The sequence below is a fragment of the Aquirufa aurantiipilula genome, from assembly GCF_019923745.1.
Lineage (GTDB): Bacteria > Bacteroidota > Bacteroidia > Cytophagales > Spirosomataceae > Aquirufa > Aquirufa aurantiipilula.
The window spans coordinates 53,707-74,744 of record NZ_JAANOG010000002.1 but is presented as its reverse complement, the minus strand read 5'-3'; the positions used below and the strand labels follow the sequence as shown (position 1 = coordinate 74,744).

Sequence of the window (21,038 nt, the reverse complement as noted above, 5' to 3'; positions counted from 1 at the left end):
TTCTAACGCTGGCAAGGTTCCAAACCTTGACAGCGTTGAGCGTTGTAACGTTTTTGAAACAAATTATATTGTCCAAGAAACTGATATTACGCTAATTTAAACTCCGAAGTAAAATGGAATTCAATCTCAGGATTATTCGTTTGGTTCATACGCAAAATCCAATCGGATTCTGCTAGAAATACGTAGTTACCATCTTTATCTTGGGCGATATTTTGACCTTTCAAACGTACGAACTCTTGCAATTTCTTTGGATCTTCTGAGGTAATCCAACAAGCTTTACTCACCTGCATTCCATCAAAACGACATTTGGCACCATACTCATGCTCCAAACGATATTGAATAACTTCATATTGCAAGTCACCCACAGTACCAACAATTTTACGATTACCAAGCTGGGGTTGAAGAAATAATTGAGCTACTCCTTCATCCGTTAATTGGTCAATTCCCTTTTCCAATTGCTTGGCTTTCATCGGGTCTAAATTGATTAGTTCCTTGAAAATTTCTGGCGAGAAATTAGGTATGCCTTGGTAGTTCAATACCTCCCCTTCAGTCAGGGTATCTCCAATTTTAAAGTTACCTGTATCGTATAAACCGATTACATCTCCCGGGAATCCTTCTTCAATCACTTCCTTCTCCTGGGCCATGAAATTATATGGATTCGCAAAGCGGACATTCTTTTTCAAACGAATGTGTTGGTAAAAGGTATTTCGCTGAAATACTCCAGAACAAATGCGTAAAAACGCAATTCTATCCCGGTGTTTCGGGTCTAAGTTGGCATGTATTTTAAATACAAATCCAGTAAATTTCTTTTCGGAAGGCTCCACGATTCGCACATCAGTACCACGTGCTTGGGTAGGTGGGGCAATTTTGGTAAACGTATCTAGTAATTCTTGTATACCAAAATTATTCACAGCTGAACCAAAAAATACGGGAGCAATTTCTCCAGATAAATATTCTGCTCGATCAAAAGGTTCATATACCCCTTCGATTAATTCTACATCTTCGCGCAATTGAGCCGCATCTTTTTCACCCACCCTTGCATCTAATTCAGGTGTATGAATATCTACCGCAACAACATTTTTTTCAATCTTAGTTTTGTTGGCAGAGAACAAGTTCAATGAACGATCCAACAAATGATACACCCCTTTGAAATTTGAACCCATATTAATAGGCCAGGTTAAAGGACGTACTCGAATGGAGAGTTTTTGCTCCAATTCATCCAATAAATCAAATGGATTTTGACCTTCACGGTCCATTTTATTGATAAAAATAATCACAGGAGTTTTACGCATTCGACAAACCTCCATCAATCGCTCGGTCTGTTCCTCTACCCCTTTCACGCAGTCTATAACCAAAATAACGGAGTCAACCGCTGTCAATGTTCGATAAGTATCTTCGGCAAAATCCTTGTGACCAGGTGTATCCAAAATATTGATTTTCACCCCTTGGTAGTCAAAAGTCATCACGGAAGTTGCGACCGAGATACCTCTTTGGCGTTCAATTTCCATGAAGTCGGAAGTTGCCCCCTTCTTGATTTTATTGGATTTAACTGCACCTGCTGTTTGAATTGCTCCTCCAAAAAGTAGCAATTTTTCCGTTAAAGTTGTCTTTCCGGCATCAGGGTGGGAGATAATTCCAAAGGTTCTTCTTTTGGCAATTTCGGCTGCGAGCTTACTCATTTAATGACTTTTTTAATTCAGGTTGCAAAAGTACGGCAAAAAAAAATGGCACCCAATTTGGGTGCCAAATATTACAAGCTATAAACTTAGTCTTTCTGGTTCAGGTTACTGTGTTTTTTACTGTATAAGAAGTAAACAATAACTCCTAAACTACCCCATATCAAGAAGGAGATTTTAGTTTCGGTACGTAAACCCCACATCAAATACAGGTTACATAAAATACCAGCTGTAGCTACAAATGGCAACCATGGCGCACGGAAAGGGCGCTCAATATTGGGCTCACGAACACGCAATAACCATACTGCACCGCAAATCATAGCAAAGGCCAATAAAGTACCTGAACTACACATTTCAGACACTTTATCAATAGGTGTAAGTGCTGAAACTACAGATACGATTCCTCCTACGAAAATCGTGCTTTTCCAAGGTGTTTTAAATTTAGGGTGAATGGCTCCAAACAAACCTTTTGGCAATAAACCGTCTTTGGCCATACCTAAGAAGATACGTGTTTGAGATAACATCATCACCAACATCACGGAAGTTAAACCAGCAGTAGCGGCAATCGTAACAATGTACATGGCAATAGGCAAACCAGCTCCTTCAAAAGCGGACGCTACGGGAGCTTTCAAATCCAAGGTGTCGTATTTCACCATACCAGTTAACACTAAGGAAACTAAGATGTACAAAAGTGTACAAATTAATAACGAAGCGATAATGGCAAAAGGAATATCTTTGGTTGGGTTGATCGCCTCTCCTGCTTGCGTAGATACAGCATCAAAGCCGATGTATGCAAAGAAAATAATACTTGCTGCGGTAACAACACCATTGAATCCATAGTGCTGAGCACCTGAATCATCAATCACTGCTTCAGGAATAAAAGGATGCCAATTGGCAGTATCAACATAAAATGCACCTACTACAATTACAAAAATTACGGCGGCCACTTTCATAATAACGATTAAGTTATTCGTGCTAGCTGCTTCTTTGATTCCTTTCACTAATACCCAAGTAACACCCCAAACAATAAGGAAAGCGGGTAAATTAAAAGCGAAAGCAAAATCAGGAACTACTTCTCCTGCCGCACGAAGCTTTTCTGCTTTTTCAGCTGCGGTAACAGGGTCATTGGTAAGATAAATCGGTAAGTTAATGTTGAAGAGATGTAATAATTTTTCAAAGTACCCAGACCAGGCCACAGCCACCGTAGTGGCTCCCATCATGTATTCTAAAATGAGGTTCCATCCAATGAACCAAGCAAAAAATTCACCCACTGTACCATAAGAATAGGCATAAGCGGAGCCTTCTACAGGCAAAATTGAAGCAAATTCAGCATAACATAATGCTGCAAACGTACAGGCTACACCTGCCATCACAAAGGATAATGCCAAGGCAGGACCCGCCCAATCATGGGCAGCAATTCCAGTCAAGGTAAATATACCTCCTCCAATAACGGCACCTATACCTAAAGAGGTCAAAGCCCATTTTCCAAGAACACGTTTTAATTGATTGTTTTTTACATCAGCAGCATAGGCTTCCAATGGTTTTTTTCTCCAAATACTGTTGCTCATAGCATCAAATTTTTAAATGGAAATCATTAAAAAGCCGGTGCAATTATTGCACCGGCCTAATGAATTTATTTCTTTTCTTTTTTCGACGTACCTAAGTCGATTACAATAGGTGCAGCTACAAATATAGAAGAATATGCACCAAATACAACACCAATAAACATGGCGAAAGAGAAACCTCTTAACACATCACCACCGAAGAATAACAAGACTGTTACTACTAAGAATACGGTTGTCGCTGTCATAACAGTACGTGACATGGTATGGTTAATGGACTCATTGATGGTTTTGATCATCAATGGCTTATTACCCAAATCAGGATTTACACCAATTTCCTCACGTATACGGTCAAATACAACCACGGTATCATTGATGGAATAACCAATAACTGTTAAGATAGCTGCAATGAATACTTGGTCAACTTCTAATTCAAAGCCAAACAAACGAACGATACCAACCATACCCAATACCACTAAAGTATCGTGTAACAAGGCGATGATACCTCCAAGCGAGTATTGCCATTTGCGGAAACGAATCAAGATATAGATAAAGATTGCTATCAAAGCATAGAAAATAGACACAAAAGATTGGGTCAAAATATCATCTGCTACAGTTGCACCCACTTTAGACTCCGATAAAATCTTAGGACTACTAGCTGAAAACTCGCTCAATCCTTTCTCCAAAGCTGTTCTTACTGTTTGGTTCGCTTGGATAGATTCATCTTCTACTAAATAGGATGTAGTTACTTTCAATTTAGTTTGACCATTATAGGTCTTCACTTCTGAACCAACCCCATTGAAATCATCTTTCAATGCCTCTTTTACTAATCCTGCTTCTACTGGTTTAGAGAATTCTACTACATAAGAACGACCTCCTTTGAAGTCAACACCTAAGTTGAATCCACCTTGCATGAACAATACAATAGCTCCAACAGTAATTAAGCCCCATGAAATCCAATACGAATATTTACGCTTTCCGATGAAATCAAAATTCATGCCTTTGAAAAGATCTCTAGAAATAAAGGTCTCAAAAGTCATTTCTTTTTCTTTACCTGCCTTAATCGCACGTTTAGCCATCCAATCGATGAAGATGTGTGATAAGTAAACAGCCGTAAATACAGAAGTCACCAAACCAATACAAAGTGTTACTCCAAATCCTTTAACAGAACCTGAACCGAAAATAATCAAAATCACACCCACTAAAACTGTGGTAATGTTACCATCCAAAATCGCACTTAAAGCTTTCTCATAACCTAAGTTAATGGCTTCTAACAAACCTTTGCCTTTATGCAATTCTTCACGAATACGCTCATTGATCAATACGTTGGCATCAACCGCCATACCTAATGTCAGAACAACACCGGCAATACCTGGCAAAGTCAAGGAAGCTTGGATTTGAACCAAAACTCCAGCAATGAAGAATAAGTTAAAGAACAAAGACAAGTTAGCCATCCAACCTGGAGTACCATAGTAACCTACCAAGAAGATAATCACTAATAATAAACCTAAAACCATCGATAAATATCCTTGATTGATGGCTTCATTTCCTAAAGATGGACCAATGAATGCATCTTCTACAATACGAGTTGGAGCTGGCAATTTACCTGCTTTCAATACGTTGGCTAAGTCTTTTGCTTCTTCTACGGTGAAGTTACCTGAGATAGAAGAACGACCACCTGGAATTTCTCCATTGATTACTGGTGCAGAATACACATAACCATCTAATACGATAGCAATACGACGGCCTACATTAGCACCTGTCAAGTTTTTCCAAATACGAGCACCCGTTCCATTCATGGACATCGTTACTTCTGCACGACCTGTTTGATCAAAATCTTGTGCAGCATCCGTAATCACATCTCCTTCTAATGGAGCAGATTGTCCTTCCCCTTTTTTCAAAGCTTCTAGACTCAAAATTTCATCTCCGTTGGTCGCAGGTGTACCTTTAGCCGACCAAGCAAAAGATAAATTAGCTGGGAAGAATCCTTTTACTTCTGGGCGACGGAACAAGGCATTCACACGAGCGGTATCTTTACGATACACACCAATACCATTGCCCATTTGAACAAATAATTTAGTTAATGCATTACCTGCAGCAGTATCTGCTTTAGCTTTTCCTGAATCAGCTTTCGGAGCAGAAGTCAACTGAGAAGCTAATGCATTCGCTGAAGTATCTTTGGTAGCTGCTGCTGGAGTACTTGCCGCTGCTACAGGTGTTTTTGTTTCTTGCTCTAATAAAGCGCCCAATGCATTTAAGCCAGCACCATATTCGTTCAATTCATAGCACTCAATAAATTCCAATTTAGCTGCTCCTGATAATAATTTACGAGCACGCTCTGGATTGTCAACACCTGGAAGTTCTACCTGAATACGGTTAGAACCTGGCAAACGTTGGATATTTGGGTTAGCTACACCAAATTTGTCAATACGAGCTTGGATAATTTTATACACACGATCCACTGCACCATCAATTTCTGCATTAATCACTTTCTTTACTTGAGAGTCAGATGATGTAGAACTGATTTTTCCACGGTTAACTGAGTTGGCAAAAACAGATGCCAAACTTTGATTAGGAGCAATTTTAGCGAATGCAGTATAAAACAACTCATTGAAAGGAAGAGTTGAATTTACTTGTTGTTTCGTAGCTTCTGCTAAGGCCTTTTCAAAGGTTGGGTCATTACTCTTTCCAGATAATGCACGTAAAATTTCATCCGGTGAAACTTCCAATACGGCATGTAAACCACCTTCTAAGTCAAGACCTTTTTGTAAGGCATATTGAGTAACCTCTTGAAAAGTATAACCTAGATAAACAGGCTGCTTCCAAAGGGAATCAATGAAATGTAAACGCTTGGCTGGATCATACTTACCATCTTTGGTAGTTGCATAGGAAATAGCTTGATCCCTTAATTGATTCGCTTTCCAAGTGAAGGAAAGGAAAAAGATACATAGGGCTGAAATAATCGTAGACAGCCATATAATGGCACTTTTGTAACGCATAATTGTAAATTAAAAATGAAATAAAATAAGAATAAAATAGTCTAAATAGTAGACAATTCTCAAGGGGCCAGAGTGGCTATAAATTGGGTAAAAAGAATGCTCAGAATTTGAGCACGAGGTAATGCAATGGGTAATTTAAAAGCATGTAACGTTTCCTGAAAACTAGGAATACTGATTTGCTGAAAAGCCCAATCACTAGGAAAATCCAATTGCAAATTGCTACTCACCTGATATACAGGCTGTTCTGCTTTTACAATAGTCTCCTGCTTGGATTCTTTTTTGCTTGCTGGGAAGTTTTTATCTGTTTTTACCTGCCCTTTTTCTGCTGAAAACAGCGAAATAGGATTTGCTACCAACCAAAATAGGACGGGTAGAAATAAAAACAATTGAAAAAAGTTGACCTTCTTTTGCATGATGGGGAGCAAAAATAGGATATTTTTTTTACAATTCCATTTCCCACCTTAGTAAGATTAAAATTTGTAAATTTGCCAAACAAAACCCCTGAGCATGTTGACATATCTGGATCCTATTCACATTCATTCCTTTATTCAAGCTGCCTTGAAGGAGGATGTTGGCCCTGGAGATTATACTTCATTGGCCACGGTGAATCAAGATGCTCAAGGAAAAGCTCAATTATTGGTCAAAGATGAGGGGATATTGGCAGGAGTAGAAATGGCCTTGTACATATTTAAAGAAGTTGACCCTGCTTTACAAGTGCAAACCTTTATGACAGATGGAGCGAGTATTCAGCATGGGCAAGTGGTCCTAGAAGTACAAGGTAATGCCCAATCCATTCTAAAAGCAGAACGTTTGGTATTAAACTGCATGCAAAGAATGTCGGGAATTGCCACCTATACCAAACGTATGGTGAATTTACTTGAAGGCACCCGCGCTCAATTATTGGATACCCGCAAAACAACACCCAATTTCAGAATTGCAGAAAAGTGGGCCTGTAAAATAGGTGGTGCAGTGAATCACCGTTTTGCACTATATGATATGATCTTAATCAAAGATAACCATGTGGATTATGCCGGTGGTATCAAAGCAGCATTAGAACAAGCTATATCCTATAACCAAAACCATCAATTGGGTTTGGCGATTGAAATAGAAGTCAGGAATGAATCTGAATTAGATGAAGTACTGGCTATCGGTGGAGTGCAACGAATTATGTTGGACAATTTCAGTCCCGATCGCCTCCGCGATGCCATTCGAAAGATTAATGGAAGATTCATTACCGAAGCTTCAGGAGGTATTACAGAAAAGACGCTGAGGGCCTATGGCGAAACAGGCGTTGATTATATTTCTATGGGTGCGTTAACCCATCAAATCAAAAGTTTAGATCTTAGCTTAAAAGCAAAAAAAGCATGAATTTAACAGAAGAAGCAGCAGAAGTTGGTTATATCAGTAGATCCGCACCAAAGGGCCCCGAATTAATTGAAGCCATCAAAAAACTAAAAGCGGAAAAAAATGCCGTGATTTTAGCTCACTATTATGTGGATGGTGAAATTCAAGAATTAGCTGATTTTGTGGGGGATAGTTTAGGGCTTTCACAAGCTGCAGAAAATACTACAGCCGATTTAATTGTATTTTGTGGGGTGCATTTCATGGGTGAAACAGCCAAGATTTTAAATCCTAGTAAAAAAGTAGTCGTTCCTGATTTCAATGCGGGTTGCTCCTTAGCAGATTCAGTTCCTGTAGAGGAATTTGCGGCATTAAAGGCAAAACATCCGAATGCCGTGGTGGTAAGTTACATCAATTGCTCCGCCGAAATTAAGGCCATGACAGATATTATTTGTACCTCATCAAATGCTGTACAAGTTGTAGAATCTATCCCCAAAGAGAAAGAAATTATTTTTGCCCCTGATGCTAATTTAGGTCGATATGTTGCCCATAAAACTGGTCGTGAATTAATTTTATGGGAAGGCGCTTGCATGGTGCACATTGATATTTCATTGGACAAATTGAAGCAATTGCGCGTTGAGTTTCCCGATGCTTTATTGATTGCCCATCCGGAGTGTAAAGAAATGATTTTGAGGGAAGCTGATTATGTAGGAAGTACGACAGCACTATTGAATTATGTGGAAAAATCAGATCGACAAACCTTCATTGTCGCAACTGAAGCTGGTATTTTACACAAAATGAAGATGGCGGTACCGAATAAGCATTTAATTCCTGCTCCTGCTAATGAACAAAATTCCTGCGCTTGCAGTGAATGTCCATATATGAAAATGAATACCCTGGAGAAATTGTACAATGCCTTGTATTATGAGCTCCCAGAAATTCACTTGAGTGAAGAAATCCGAATTCCAGCCTACAAAGCATTAAAAGCGATGCTGGAAATTTCCAAGTAACAGTCGAAATATGACTAAAAAAAGAAACGATTTCAAGAAATCACAAGGCCACAAAGTCGCATGGACAATTGGTCATATGGGCGCATGGTCTTGAGGCTTCATGGCCATTTGATCGCATGGTCTTAAGGTTTCATGGTATATTGATCCTTTGGGCGCATGGTCACACGGGTGTATGGTGACCTAGATTTGTCAACTTTGTCAAAGTTGACAAATCTAAATGGGAAAAATCACAAATAAAAATCAGTTTATTGATGTAATTCAAACAAGGCTTCAATCTCCACTGGAATATTATCTGGCAAGGTTCCCATCCCCACAGCGCTCCGCACTCCTATGCCCATTTCTTCTCCCCAAACTTTGGCAAATAACTCGCTACAACCATTTATGATGTAAGGATGGCGCTCAAAATCTGAGGTACAATTGACCATCCCCAATACTTTCACTACTCGTTTTACTCGATCCAAACTCCCAAGTTGCGCTTTTAATGTAGCCAAAATAGTCAATCCAACTTGTTGAGCTGCTTGTTTTCCTTCCTCCATTGTAAATGCATCCCCAATTCTACCAATAATCAACTGGCCATTGGTTTGCACAGGTCCATGTCCGGAAACATAATATAATTCTCCCATTTGAAGCCCTGGCTTATATACACCCAAAGGACTAGGTGCTGGTGGTAATGCCAAATTCAAGGCCGCAAAATTTTCTTCTGGTGTACGCTTATCCATATAATTGATGTATTATTTCTGAAATTAATCCTGTCCAGCCTGTTTGGTGACTAGCTCCTAAACCCTTTCCTGTATCTCCATCGAAATACTCAAAAAACAACATCGATTCCCTAAAGCTCTCGTCCTCCTGCATCTTTTCATAACTACCATACATAGGTACTCTACCTTCTTTATTCGGTATAAATAAATCTAATAATCGCTTGGATACCCCCTCAGCAGCATCTTTGATATTGACCATCACGCCGGAATTCGTAGGAAATTCAACCTCATAGTCCGTGCCATAGTAATCAGAGAATTTTCTCAATGAGTCAATGATTAGGAAGTTCATCGGAAACCAAATTGGTCCTCGCCAATTGGAATTACCCCCAAACATATCTCCCGTTGATTCGGCAGGATCATAATTCACCTGTATCGTTCCTCCGTCATAAATGAATTTATAAGGATGTTCTTGGTGGTATTTCGACAAAGTTCTAACACCAAAATCTGATAAAAACTCCGTTTCATCAAACATTCGTTTCATGATCATTTTCATACGATGACCACGTAAAATGGATAATAATCTACTTTCTCCTTTACCTGGTTCATACCAACGAGAAATCAAATTGGCCAAATCAGGGCGGTTATTCAATACCCATTCAACTCTCCTTTTAAACTGGGGTAGTTTCTCCAACATATCTGATGTCAAAACCTCGACAGCAAACAGAGGAATCAAACCTACCATAGAACGTAATTTCAGCAACATCAAGCTTCCATCTTCCTTATGTAACATATCATAATAGAATTGGTCGTCTTCATCCCAAAGATTCAATTTATCTCCACCAATGGCCTGCATGGCCCCAGCAATGTGCAAAAAGTGTTCAAAAAACTTGGAAGCCATGTCTTGATACACAGGCTTTTCAATGGAAATCTCACAAGCAATGCGTAACATGTTCAAACTATACATCGCCATCCAACCCGTTCCATCTGCTTGTTCCAAATGTCCACCGGTAGGCAATGTGGCCGATCGGTCAAAAACCCCAATGTTATCCATCCCCAAAAAGCCTCCTCCAAAAATATTGTTTCCTCCTTCATCCTTCAGGTTTACCCACCAAGTGAAGTTCAATAAGAGCTTGTGGAATATCCTTTCCAAGAAAGTTACGTCTCCCTTTCCTCCATTCATCTGCTTGTCAATCTCGTACACTTTCCAGGTTGCCCAAGCATGTACAGGAGGATTCACATCCGAAAATGACCATTCATAAGCTGGAATTTGACCATTAGGATGCATGTAGTATTCACGCAGAATAACCGCCAATTGGCGTTTTGCAAAATCCGGATCTAACCTTGCTAAAGGCAAGGTGTGAAATGCCAAATCCCAAGCCGCAAACCAAGGATATTCCCATTTATCCGGCATGGATAAAATATTGGCCGCATACATATGTCGCCAGGTACTATTTCTTCCTACTTTTCTACTTGGATGTGGAGGTGGCATGGATGGATCTCCTTTAATCCACTCAAATACGTTATAATAATACCATTGCTTGGTCCACAACATTCCAGCATAGGATTGGCGCTGTATAGCTCGCAACTTTTCCTCCTTGACCCCTGCATGCAAATCATCATAAAAGTCATTTGCCTCCTTTATTCTTGCGGAATAAATAGCATCAAAATCCTCAAATGGATGTTGCATGGACTGACTCGTCAATCGTAGTCGAAATACTTTTTTGCCTCCAGCTGGAATTTTTGCGGAAAAACGAACGGCCGCCTTACTCCCTATATTATTGGGATTGATGGTATTTTTAGCCTTATTAACGATATAATCATTGATTCCATCCTTGACAAAATGACTCAAATTAGGAGAGTCATGCAAACGGCGAAAATTGGTTTCATTATCACAAAACAAAAACTCATCGGCATTCTCCGCATATAGCTTAAATCTCCCCACCACCCGATGGTCCACTTCAATAAACGAATGGCCCACTCCTGTCAATAATGGCTTGTATTTATAATTTTCATAGCCCCAGCACCAGGTATTACGGTACCAAATGGTAGGCAAAACCGTAATAGGTGCCGCCACTTTAGCCCTATTTTCTACAGTAACCTGAATTAATATATCTTGTTCATCTCCTTTGGCATACTCCATTTTGATATCAAAATATTCATTTCGATCAAAAATACCCGTATCCAATAATTCATATTCAGGCTCTAAACGAGTCCTCTTTTTACTTTCATCAATCAGTTTCTGATAAGGAAATGCTTGATGAGGATATTTATAACTCATCCGCATGTAGGAATGCGTTGGGGTAGAATCCTCATAATAATACAATTCTTTCACATCCTCCCCATGGTTAGATTCACCACCAGTTAGGCCAAAAAATCGCTCTTTTAAAATATGGTCTTTATGGTTCCAAAATGAAAAAGCAAAGCAAACGTGTTGCTTATTATCGGAAATTCCTCCAATACCTTCTTCTCCCCATCGATAGGCCTTGGAACGCGCCATATCATGAGTAATGGAGTCCCAAGCATTTCCATGAGCTGAATAATCCTCACGTACCGTACCCCATTGTCTTTCTGTTAAATATGGCCCCCACTTCTTCCAACCTTTATTGTCATTCCGAGTTTTTAATCGTGCACGCTCCGCTCCTAGTTCCGACATATCTTTTAATTTGTATGAATAAATGCAAATCGCAAAGTTATTGATTTCAGGCAGATTCGAAATAGAATCCAAGCCGAATTCAAAACTACCGCTGAAAAATACTATTGTCCATTGAAATTAGTCCAAAAACAGGTTAAAATCCTATCTCGAATTCCTGTAAAAATGAATATATTGCTTATATAATGGCTTCATTTTAATTCGAAATATCAAAATTGAATCATTTCTTAGGTTTCAGCTCACCCATTCCTCCATCAACAACATGAAAAAATATTTCCTCCTCTACCTGACAACATTAGTCTGTTTTCAATCTTTAGCCCAAGCACCTAATAGTGCCTTAAACCAATTGGCAGATGCATTCTATGAAAATCAAATTCAAATGAATCCTCTTTCTGCTACCCAAAATGGAGACAATCGATTTAATGATCAACTGACATTTGATTTTACAGACGACTATCGGGCTAAACTTAAAGCCTATTCTCAAAAGACTTTAGCCAGTCTCAAAAATATCGATGTGAAGGGCCTAAACGAGAATGACCGTTTGAGTTATGAAATTCTTAAAAATACCTTAGAACTTAACCTAGAAGGATTAACCTTTCCCGAAAATTATATTCCTCTTAATCAATTTCAAGGATTTCACTTAACCTTTGCTCAATATGGCTCAGGATCGGTAGTGCAACCCTTTAAAACTGTCAAAGATTATGCCAATTGGGAAAAAAGAATGCATTTGGGCGCGGCATGTCTCGACAGTAGCATCGTCTATTTCAAGAAAGGATTAAAAGCCAATTATGTTTTACCGAAAGCATTAGTACAGAAATTAACAGGACAACTAGAATCTTTCGACAAGTCTGATATCACACAAAGTACCTTTTATGGACCATTAAAAAACTTCCCTGCAAGTTTTAGCCAGGCTGAAAAAGATCAATTCACCAAGTCCTATTCATCCATCATTGAAAAGGAAATCATACCAGCATACCGTCGTTTAGCCGTATTTATCAAAAACGAATATTTACCTAAAGCCCGAGCTAGTTCTGGCGCGCAAGGACTACCCGATGCTGCACGTTATTATCAATACAAAATCCGACAAATGACCACTACCAATATGTCGGCCGAAGAAATTCATGCCATAGGACTGAAAGAAGTGAAACGCATTCAGGATGAAATGGAAAAAACCAAAAAGTCGGTGGGCTTTTCTGGCGACTTAAAAGCATTTTTCCACTACATTGAAAATGACCCACAATTCATGCCATTCAAAACGGAAGCCGAAGTTATTGAAGGCTTTTATACCATTTATAGAAGAATGGAAAACAAGGTAAAAGGAATGTTTGGCGTAATACCAACCACTCGATTTGAAGTAAGAGCCACGGAAGCTTTTCGTGCCGCTAGTGCCGCTGCGCAATACAATCCTGGTTTAGCAGATGGTTCAAGACCGGGTATTTTTTATGTTCCCATTTTAGATGCGACCAAATTTAATAACAGTGGAATGGAAAGTTTATTCCTTCATGAAGCTATTCCTGGTCACCATTATCAAGTGAGTTTACAAAGAGAAAATGCCAGCATACCAGCATTTCGCCGATTTGGCTTCAATGCGGCTTATGGTGAAGGTTGGGGTTTATATGCAGAAAGTTTAGGAAAGGATTTAGGTTTATATACGGATCCATATCAATACATGGGTGCTTTAGGACACGAAATTCATCGTGCTATTCGTTTGGTTGTGGATACAGGTCTACATTCCCAAAATATGAGTAGAGAACAAGCTATTGAATACATGATGGCCAATGAACCGATTAGTCTTCAAAAAGCTACTGCGGAGATTGAGCGCTATATGACCTACACGGGACAAGCCCTTTCTTACAAGATTGGTGAATTAAAAATCAAAGAAATTAGAGCACGTTTGGAGAAAAAACTGGGTAAAAAATTCAAGCAAAGCCAATTTCATGATGAAATTCTTAAAGACGGTCGTTTACCATTAGATTTACTTTCGGAAAAAATGGATCGTTGGGCACAAAATCAATAATCATTCATGCAGTTTACTACTACTTTTTCCATTCCCAAATCTCCCCGGAAGTGGCTTCCTGACGTCCAAGTACTCAGTATAGGCTCTTGTTTTGCTGAAAACATGGGCAAAAGGATGGAAAATTTACCCATCAACATCCTCAACCAACCATTTGGAACCTTGTTTCATCCCAATGCTATCTTAAAAGCACTTCAAACAGATAAGCTTTCGCCTATAGAATTAGTGAATCAACAAGGTATTTGGTTACATCCAGATTACCATTCTAGTCTATGTGCTGCTGACCCTTCAGATTTGATGGAACTGATTCAGCAGCGCCAACAAAAGGTCAAAAAAAGCCTTGGACAAAGTCAATATTTACTCATAACCTGGGGTACCGCCTATTATTATTGGGATAAAAAATTAAAAAGACACATTGCCAATTGCCACAAACAATCGGCCAATTCTTTTGAAAAAAGACTATCCTCTGTGGAGGAAATCATCCAACCATATCAGGAATTTATTCAAAAAATAAGCAAGAAAAACCCAGACCTTAGAATCATTTTGACGGTTTCACCCGTCAGACATACCAAAGATGGAATACCCGAAAATTCAGTTTCCAAGGCTGTTCTTCGCTTGGCAGCTGAAACTTTGAAAAACTTGTTTCCTCAAGTCGACTATTTCCCTGCTTATGAAATTATGCTAGATGAGCTTCGTGATTATCGATTTTATGCATCTGACATGATTCATCCCAATGATACGGCAGAAGAATATATTTGGCAAAAGTTTACTGAATGCTATTTCAGTGAGGAATTATTGGGTATTGAGAAAAAATGGAAAGCATTATTCCAAACACTGCATCATCAATTTCACCCAGCGAAAAAAGCACTTTATTTACAAAGTTTAGAACAATGTAAAGTGGAATTTTCAAGTACCACACTCAACTATGATACGAGCAAAATACAACAAGCCATTCAAGCGCGGATTTTATCAATTAGTTAATTTTGAAAGGCTAACAAAGGCGAAAATACCTTATATTTGAGGTTTGAAAGAGATAAAGTATTCATGGGAGAATTAAGCGTAAGTAAAGAAATCATTTTAGGTGCACTCAGTACCGTTCAAGAGCCTGATCTTAAAAAAGATTTGGTCACCTTGGGCATGATTAAAGATGTGGAATTAGGTATTGGTGAAGTTCGATTTACCGTTGTTTTAACAACTCCCGCCTGTCCATTGAAAGAAAAAATCAGACAAGATTGTGAGGAAGCTATCCACCGTTTGGTGCATCCTGACCTAAAAATATCCATCAACATGACGGCAGAGGTTACTAGTTTAACTTCTTCCGACCCATTAATTCCGGGTGTGAAAAATGTGATTGCGGTAGCTTCGGGTAAAGGAGGAGTAGGAAAATCAACAGTTACGGCAAACTTGGCTATGGCTCTAAAACAAAGTGGAGCTAAAGTCGGAATTTTAGATGCAGACATATCAGGCCCTTCCATTCCCGTGATGTTTGGGGCAGAGGAATTACAGCCTTTGGTTCAAGAAGTCAATGGCAAAAATCGCATTCAACCCATCATGCAATACGGTATTAAGATGATATCCATGGGCTTTTTAGCTCCTAGTGATAGTCCTGTGCCATGGAGAGGACCTATGATGACGCAAGCATTGCGCCAATTCTTTGGGGATACCAATTGGGATGAATTGGATTATCTGTTAATCGACCTTCCTCCAGGAACTTCTGATATTCATTTAACCTTGGTTCAATTGATTAAATTGACAGGAGCAGTTATTGTAACAACTCCTCAAAAAGTAGCTTTATCTGATGCTACCAAAGGTTTACAGTTCTTCAACCAAGCCGGTATCAATGTACCTATTTTAGGTTTAGTTGAAAATATGGCCTATTTTACACCTGCTGAACTACCTGAAAACAAGTATTATTTATTTGGTAAAGATGGAGGTAAACAATTGGCAGAAAAATACAAAGTACCTTTCTTGGGCGAAGTTCCTTTAATTCAAGCCATCCGAGAAGCGGGTGATGAAGGAAAGCCTATCGCTTCTACGGAAGGACCAAGTGCCACGGCATTTGCCAGCATTGCTGCTAATTTAGCCCAACAAATTGCTATTAGAAACGCTTCTACTCCACGTCAATAACCCATGGAAAACCACCCTCTATACTCGAAAGTACAAGCAGCCCTTGATTCTATAAGGCCCTACCTGATTGCTGATGGTGGAAATGTGGAAATCATTGAGATTACGGATGACAATCGACTGAAGCTTAACTTATTAGGTGCTTGTAAGTCGTGCAACATGTCGGCAATGACCTTTAAAGCCGGTGTCGAAGAAGCGATTCGCCGCGAAGTTCCCGAAATCATTTCTGTAGAAGAGTTAAGTCAAACCGTACAATCTTAAGTTTCATGATGCGCATTGGTATATTTTTTGGTGGACCGGCTCGTGAACGTGAAATAAGTTTTGCTGGTGGTAAAACGGCTATGGCACACATCAACAAGGCCCTTTTTCAGCCTGTTCCTGTTTTTGTGGATAGTTTGGGAAATTTTATTTTGATCCAAGAAGAACTCATACATGCCAGCTCCATCCGTGATTTTTTCCCGCCCAAAAGATTTCAAGACGATATTTTTTCTGTCTACATTGAATCTGTAAAGGATTTATCTGAACATGATTACCAACAAATCATTTCGGAAATAGGTCAAATCATTCAGCCCCATGAATTTGCACATTACTTTGATTTTGTGTTCTTGGCCATGCATGGGCCAGCGGCTGAAGATGGTAGTATTCAGGGATTGTTGGAATGGTTTGGCATGCCTTTTTCTGGACCTGGCTTATTAGGTTCTTCCATAGGCATCGACAAAGCCAAGCAAAACGATTGGTTAAAAAAGAGTGTTGGTTTAGACAAAAAGTACTTTGTTCTACAACGTGAAGATTACGAGAAATACGGGAGAGAAACTCTATTTGAGCAAGTAAAGAAAGAAATTGGTATACCTTTTGTTGCCAAAGCTCCCCATCAAGGTTCCTCGATCGGTTTAGCCTTTGTGAAAAAAGACTCCTTGGAGGACTTCGACAATGCCATTAAGAAATGCTTATTTATCCAAGAAATTTACCGAGAAGATTGGTTGAATTTTACGGAAGAAGATAAATTGGTTTTATTACAAAAAATGGTGAATCTCGATGAGGGAATTGGTTTTCCTGTACGATTTAATCACCAAAACTACCTGCATCCTGCCGATTTACTCGCCAGTTTGCAAGAATATTTTAAACTTAGTGTAACCAAAGCCAGTATTCATTCCATCCATTCAGAAGATGCTATTTTATTGGAATCTTTCGTCAACGGAAATGAGTTCAGTTGCGGGGTCATTCAAAGTCCCAAAGGAAAAACGGTAGCATTACCTCCTACAGAAATTGTCATTGATGAATCCGTAGAAGTGTTTGATTTCAATGCTAAATACAAATCGAAAGCTACACGCAAACGCATTCCCATGGATGCTAGTTTAGCGGACTTACAACAAATCCAAAAAATGGTTTGTCAGGCATTCGATGATTTAGGCTTTGGTGTTTGTACTCGCATTGATGGGTTTTTATCTGAAGGTGGAGTTGTGGTCTTACATGATCCCAATACCATTCCAGGTATGTCACCTAGCTCCCTGATATTCAAGCAAATGGCTGAGATTGGATTAACGATTACCGATTCAATCACTTATTTCATTCGTCAATCGCTAAGAGAAAGAATGCGTACAGGCAAAAACTATCATGCCATTCGCAAGCAGTTAGAATCATTGGATTCTGCTATTCAAGTTGAACTAGATGCTCAGAAACAACAAGAGAAAATCATTTTAGAAATTAGAGGAACCAATTCTGTTGAACTTGAAGCCAGTTTTGAAGTAGTGAAAAAACAAGCTCATGCTTTATCAGCTACTGGTAAGCAAGCATTTATTGTTCAAACTCCCATGCTTTTAGAAGAAGGAGAGATTTTAATTACAGTAAATACAGCACAATGGAATAAAGATTCTGCGGTGGAAATGCTGGAATCTATCTCCAAAGGAGTACATCCATTAATTGCCCAAACCCATCAATTAGCACAAGAAATAACCGAATTTTACACCAACATTAAAACGGCTTAATCTTATGGAAATCAACCCATTGCAATATCCTGTTGGCAAGTTTTCAGCTCCGGAGAACATCACTTCAGAAATTAGAACTGCTTGGATCAAGACATTAGCTGAATTTCCTGATAAATTGAAACAAGCTGTTGCTGGCATGTCGGATGAAACTTTGGCCAAACATTACCGTCCTGGTGGTTGGACAGCTCGTCAGGTCATTCACCATGTGAATGATAGCCACATGAATTCGTTTATACGTTTCAAAATGGCATTGACGGAAGAAAATCCAATTATCAAACCATATTCTGAAGCAGATTGGGCAAATTTACCTGATGGCAATGACGCTCCCATAGAATGGTCTTTGGAAGGCATCAAATACGTTCATTTACGCTGGGTGTATTTATTGAACACTTTACAAGAAACCGATTGGAAAAAGGCTTATATTAACCCAGAAAGAGGTATTACATATCCATTAGACCGAGCATTAGGAATATATGCATGGCACTGTGACCATCATTTGGCACATGTTTTATCGGTGAAATAGAGAAAAGAAAGAGAGGATTAACTCTCTTTCTTTCTGTTTTGTTTGATCGTTTGCAACTGGTTGACGCTCATCATTTGTTGCATGGTTCTTTGCATATTATCGGCGGAACCATCTAAGAAAATCACATTACCATTCGACTGCTCTCCAAATTGTTTGATGGCTTCTGTCCACATTGAAAACAATATCACGGAAGTATCTAAATTAGCTTGTTGCATTTCACGTGCTGCATCTGACATCCCTTTGGCTACTTCTTGACGGAAAAGAGCAACTCCTTGTCCTCGTAATTGAGCCGCTTCACGCTCCGCATTGGCAGAGATTTTAATTGCGTTACCCTCCGCTTCGGCAGCTTTGGTTTTGGTAATCAATAAGGCCTGACCTTCATTTTCAGCAGCCGCTTTTAAGTTATTGGAAGCTACCACTTGGCTCATGGATTTTAGAATGACTTCGTCGAAAGTAATGTCATTCAATTGCAAATCTTGAAGGTGATAGCCCCATTCTTCCATCACCTGATCGATTTGATCTTTCACATAAGAAACGATTTCCTTGCGCAGGCTTAAGATTTCACTTTGACGCTTAGTGGCTACAAAAGAACGAATAGATCCTTCAACAGTTCTGACCAAAGTTTGCATAAGGCTTTGAGCATCAATGAATTTATAGGCCACGTTTTTGATGGTTTCTTCTTCTTGATTGATGACTGAATACAACAACATGGATTTAAAATACACATTGGCTTGGTCAATCGTAATGGCTTGAAATTCCAATTCAATGGAGCGATTTTGGATGGATATCACTTTAAAGACGCTTTCAATCAGAGGTATTTTAAAATTCAAACCTGGATGCAGAATACGCTGGTATTTTCCAAACATGGATATAACGGCAATATTTCCTTGTTGGACAGTCACCAAACTAAAGAATATCAGTAAGATGCCGATGATTCCAAATACAAGTAAAGTAGTCATGGTTTTTAGGGGATTTAAAATTACAAAAACAGTCTAAACTAGGGATTTTCCTCAATGAAAATAGACAATAAATGATGAGTGGTATTAGGGTCAGGGAAATGGAAAAATTCTTGATTTATTTAGGTAGGAGTAATGTTATCTAATTGGAACTTTGTCAAATTTTGAAAATTTGACAAAGTTTAATTTGACAAAGCTAAGTATCACTAATCCCTAAACACTTATAATTTATAACTTATTATCACCTCCCCTTCTCCACTTTCTTTTTATTCCAAGGGGCCGTTGTGTTTTTTGCCATGTCTATGGCTAAGGCAACCATCAGTAATGTGAACAAAATGAGTATCCAACGAAATATTTTTTGATTCTGATTCATTATACTACTTGAGGATTAAAATGAAAAACTAAATCTCCAGCGCCCTTACTTAATTCCGAGGGTGAGTCGGCATATTGAAAACGTAGATAACAACAACCACCCGTTTCCATTTGAATCAGCGTGCCAGAGTAATAAGATGCTACATAGGAAATGGAAGGGTTATGAGCCACCAAATAAATCACGGGTCTACTTTGCTTTTCAATCATCTTAACATAATCTGGGCCCGAAGCTTGATACCAACAAGGATCTAAATTAACTGGTCCAATAATCCCCAATTCACTTCGCAAAGCAGTAGCTGTTTCCGTGGTTCTATTGGCATCAGAACATAACCATAAACCAGTTGGCAAATGAACCGATTTAAGCTTTTGGGCCAAAAGGCTTACTTCTTCCATGCCTTGCAAAGATAATTGACGGTCTTTGTCGGGCTGATCATATGGCCCAGAATGGGCATGACGGATTAAAATAAGATCAATCATGATTCAAAATCAGCTTGAGTGATAAGTGGATATTCGCCCTTGGCATGTTTTTCCCCCATTTTAATGTAATGAGGTGGACCATATTTTAATCGCTCTATCTGCGATTCATTCAATGTTTTAACCACTTTGGCTGGTGTCCCTAAAACAAGGGAATAGTCGGGTATTTCCATCCCTTCCGTCACCAATGCATGTGCTCCAATTAAACAATACTTGCCAATTTTAGCCCGATTTAACACGGTTGCATGCATGCCTATTAAACTACCCTCTCCTACTTCTGCGCCATGCACAATAGCTGAATGCCCAACTGTCACAAATTTCCCAATGATGGTTTTATCGCCCTCATCAGCATGCAACACTGCATTATCTTGTACATTACATCCTTCACCCAAATGTATTTCTTCTACATCTGCTCGAATGACTGCTCCATACCAAATAGAGACATCAGGAGAAATAAATACACGTCCCATTACTGAGGCTGTTGGTGCAATGAAAATCGCCATTATAGGTTATCTAGGTTTAATATTAGTTTAATCGAAAATTACAGATTAATTTCTGTCTTTCCATTTCCTTTAGCATTTTCTGATATGTAATTATTGAAGCTATACATGTTCTTTTATATCACACTCTACTTTAATGTCAATACTTAGGTAT

At 39.0% G+C, this 21,038-nt stretch carries 17 protein-coding genes; 8 read left to right on the top strand and 9 right to left on the bottom strand.

Annotated elements, in window-relative coordinates; all coding sequences use genetic code 11:
- Window positions 1-86 precede the first annotated feature (86 nt).
- The 4 genes from G9H60_RS02295 to G9H60_RS02280 form a co-directional block, all read right to left on the bottom strand.
- Window positions 87-1,679 carry a peptide chain release factor 3 gene (locus G9H60_RS02295; protein WP_223142501.1) on the bottom strand — a complete coding sequence of 531 codons (1,593 nt, stop codon included), beginning with the start codon at window positions 1,677-1,679 and terminating at the stop codon, window positions 87-89.
- An 86-nt stretch (window positions 1,680-1,765) separates the two neighbouring features.
- Window positions 1,766-3,244, bottom strand: coding sequence for an APC family permease (locus G9H60_RS02290; RefSeq protein ID WP_223142500.1), 1,479 nt, complete (start codon window positions 3,242-3,244; stop codon window positions 1,766-1,768).
- Between the two features lie 65 nt (window positions 3,245-3,309).
- The gene (gene secDF, locus G9H60_RS02285) at window positions 3,310-6,237 is read right to left on the bottom strand and encodes a protein translocase subunit SecDF (RefSeq protein ID WP_223142499.1); all 2,928 of its coding nucleotides are present in this window, start codon (window positions 6,235-6,237) and stop codon (window positions 3,310-3,312) included.
- Between the two features lie 59 nt (window positions 6,238-6,296).
- Window positions 6,297-6,650 (bottom strand): hypothetical protein, encoded by a 354-nt coding sequence (locus G9H60_RS02280; protein ID WP_223142498.1) that lies wholly within the window; start codon window positions 6,648-6,650, stop codon window positions 6,297-6,299.
- 115 nt (window positions 6,651-6,765) lie between these two features.
- Here G9H60_RS02280 and nadC point away from each other — a divergent pair, with 115 nt between their 5' ends.
- Together nadC and nadA are read left to right on the top strand one after the other, a co-directional pair.
- A complete protein-coding gene (gene nadC, locus G9H60_RS02275) occupies window positions 6,766-7,605 on the top strand; it encodes a carboxylating nicotinate-nucleotide diphosphorylase (protein ID WP_223142741.1) in 840 nt (279 codons plus the stop codon).
- Window positions 7,602-8,588, top strand: a complete 987-nt coding sequence (nadA, locus tag G9H60_RS02270) for a quinolinate synthase NadA (protein WP_223142497.1) — start codon at window positions 7,602-7,604, stop codon at window positions 8,586-8,588. Before nadC ends, nadA begins: the two co-directional genes overlap by 4 nt.
- 245 nt (window positions 8,589-8,833) lie before the next feature.
- Here nadA and G9H60_RS02265 read toward each other — a convergent pair whose 3' ends face one another.
- Both G9H60_RS02265 and G9H60_RS02260 read right to left on the bottom strand, forming a co-directional pair.
- The gene (locus G9H60_RS02265; RefSeq protein WP_166232523.1) at window positions 8,834-9,307 is read right to left on the bottom strand and encodes a RidA family protein; all 474 of its coding nucleotides are present in this window, start codon (window positions 9,305-9,307) and stop codon (window positions 8,834-8,836) included.
- Window positions 9,300-11,939, bottom strand: coding sequence for an MGH1-like glycoside hydrolase domain-containing protein (locus G9H60_RS02260; RefSeq protein WP_223142496.1), 2,640 nt, complete (start codon window positions 11,937-11,939; stop codon window positions 9,300-9,302). Before G9H60_RS02260 ends, G9H60_RS02265 begins: the two co-directional genes overlap by 8 nt.
- Before the next feature lie 259 nt (window positions 11,940-12,198).
- Here G9H60_RS02260 and G9H60_RS02255 point away from each other — a divergent pair, with 259 nt between their 5' ends.
- From G9H60_RS02255 to G9H60_RS02230, 6 genes are all read left to right on the top strand, one after another.
- Window positions 12,199-13,953, top strand: coding sequence for a DUF885 domain-containing protein (locus tag G9H60_RS02255; RefSeq protein WP_223142495.1), 1,755 nt, complete (start codon window positions 12,199-12,201; stop codon window positions 13,951-13,953).
- Between the two features lie 6 nt (window positions 13,954-13,959).
- On the top strand, window positions 13,960-14,931 hold the full coding sequence (locus tag G9H60_RS02250; RefSeq protein WP_223142494.1) for a GSCFA domain-containing protein: 972 nt from the start codon (window positions 13,960-13,962) through the stop codon (window positions 14,929-14,931).
- Between the two features lie 63 nt (window positions 14,932-14,994).
- Window positions 14,995-16,077, top strand: coding sequence for an Mrp/NBP35 family ATP-binding protein (locus G9H60_RS02245; RefSeq protein ID WP_223142493.1), 1,083 nt, complete (start codon window positions 14,995-14,997; stop codon window positions 16,075-16,077).
- Between the two features lie 3 nt (window positions 16,078-16,080).
- On the top strand, window positions 16,081-16,335 hold the full coding sequence (locus tag G9H60_RS02240) for a NifU family protein (protein WP_223142492.1): 255 nt from the start codon (window positions 16,081-16,083) through the stop codon (window positions 16,333-16,335).
- Between the two features lie 5 nt (window positions 16,336-16,340).
- Window positions 16,341-18,059, top strand: coding sequence for a D-alanine--D-alanine ligase family protein (locus G9H60_RS02235; RefSeq protein ID WP_223142491.1), 1,719 nt, complete (start codon window positions 16,341-16,343; stop codon window positions 18,057-18,059).
- A 4-nt stretch (window positions 18,060-18,063) separates the two neighbouring features.
- On the top strand, window positions 18,064-18,582 hold the full coding sequence (locus G9H60_RS02230; RefSeq protein ID WP_223142490.1) for a YfiT family bacillithiol transferase: 519 nt from the start codon (window positions 18,064-18,066) through the stop codon (window positions 18,580-18,582).
- Between the two features lie 17 nt (window positions 18,583-18,599).
- Here G9H60_RS02230 and G9H60_RS02225 read toward each other — a convergent pair whose 3' ends face one another.
- The 3 genes from G9H60_RS02225 to G9H60_RS02215 all read right to left on the bottom strand — a co-directional run bounded on the left by G9H60_RS02225 (window position 18,600) and on the right by G9H60_RS02215 (window position 20,887).
- The gene (locus tag G9H60_RS02225; protein ID WP_223142489.1) at window positions 18,600-19,541 is read right to left on the bottom strand and encodes an SPFH domain-containing protein; all 942 of its coding nucleotides are present in this window, start codon (window positions 19,539-19,541) and stop codon (window positions 18,600-18,602) included.
- Window positions 19,542-19,910: 369 nt separating this feature from the next.
- Entirely contained in the window at window positions 19,911-20,387 is a 477-nt protein-coding gene (locus G9H60_RS02220) for a SixA phosphatase family protein (protein WP_223142488.1), read from the bottom strand.
- Window positions 20,384-20,887: a gamma carbonic anhydrase family protein gene (locus G9H60_RS02215; protein WP_130924694.1), complete on the bottom strand. Its 504-nt coding sequence runs from the start codon at window positions 20,885-20,887 to the stop codon at window positions 20,384-20,386. The genes G9H60_RS02220 and G9H60_RS02215 overlap by 4 nt, the downstream gene beginning before the upstream one ends.
- Window positions 20,888-21,038 lie beyond the last annotated feature (151 nt).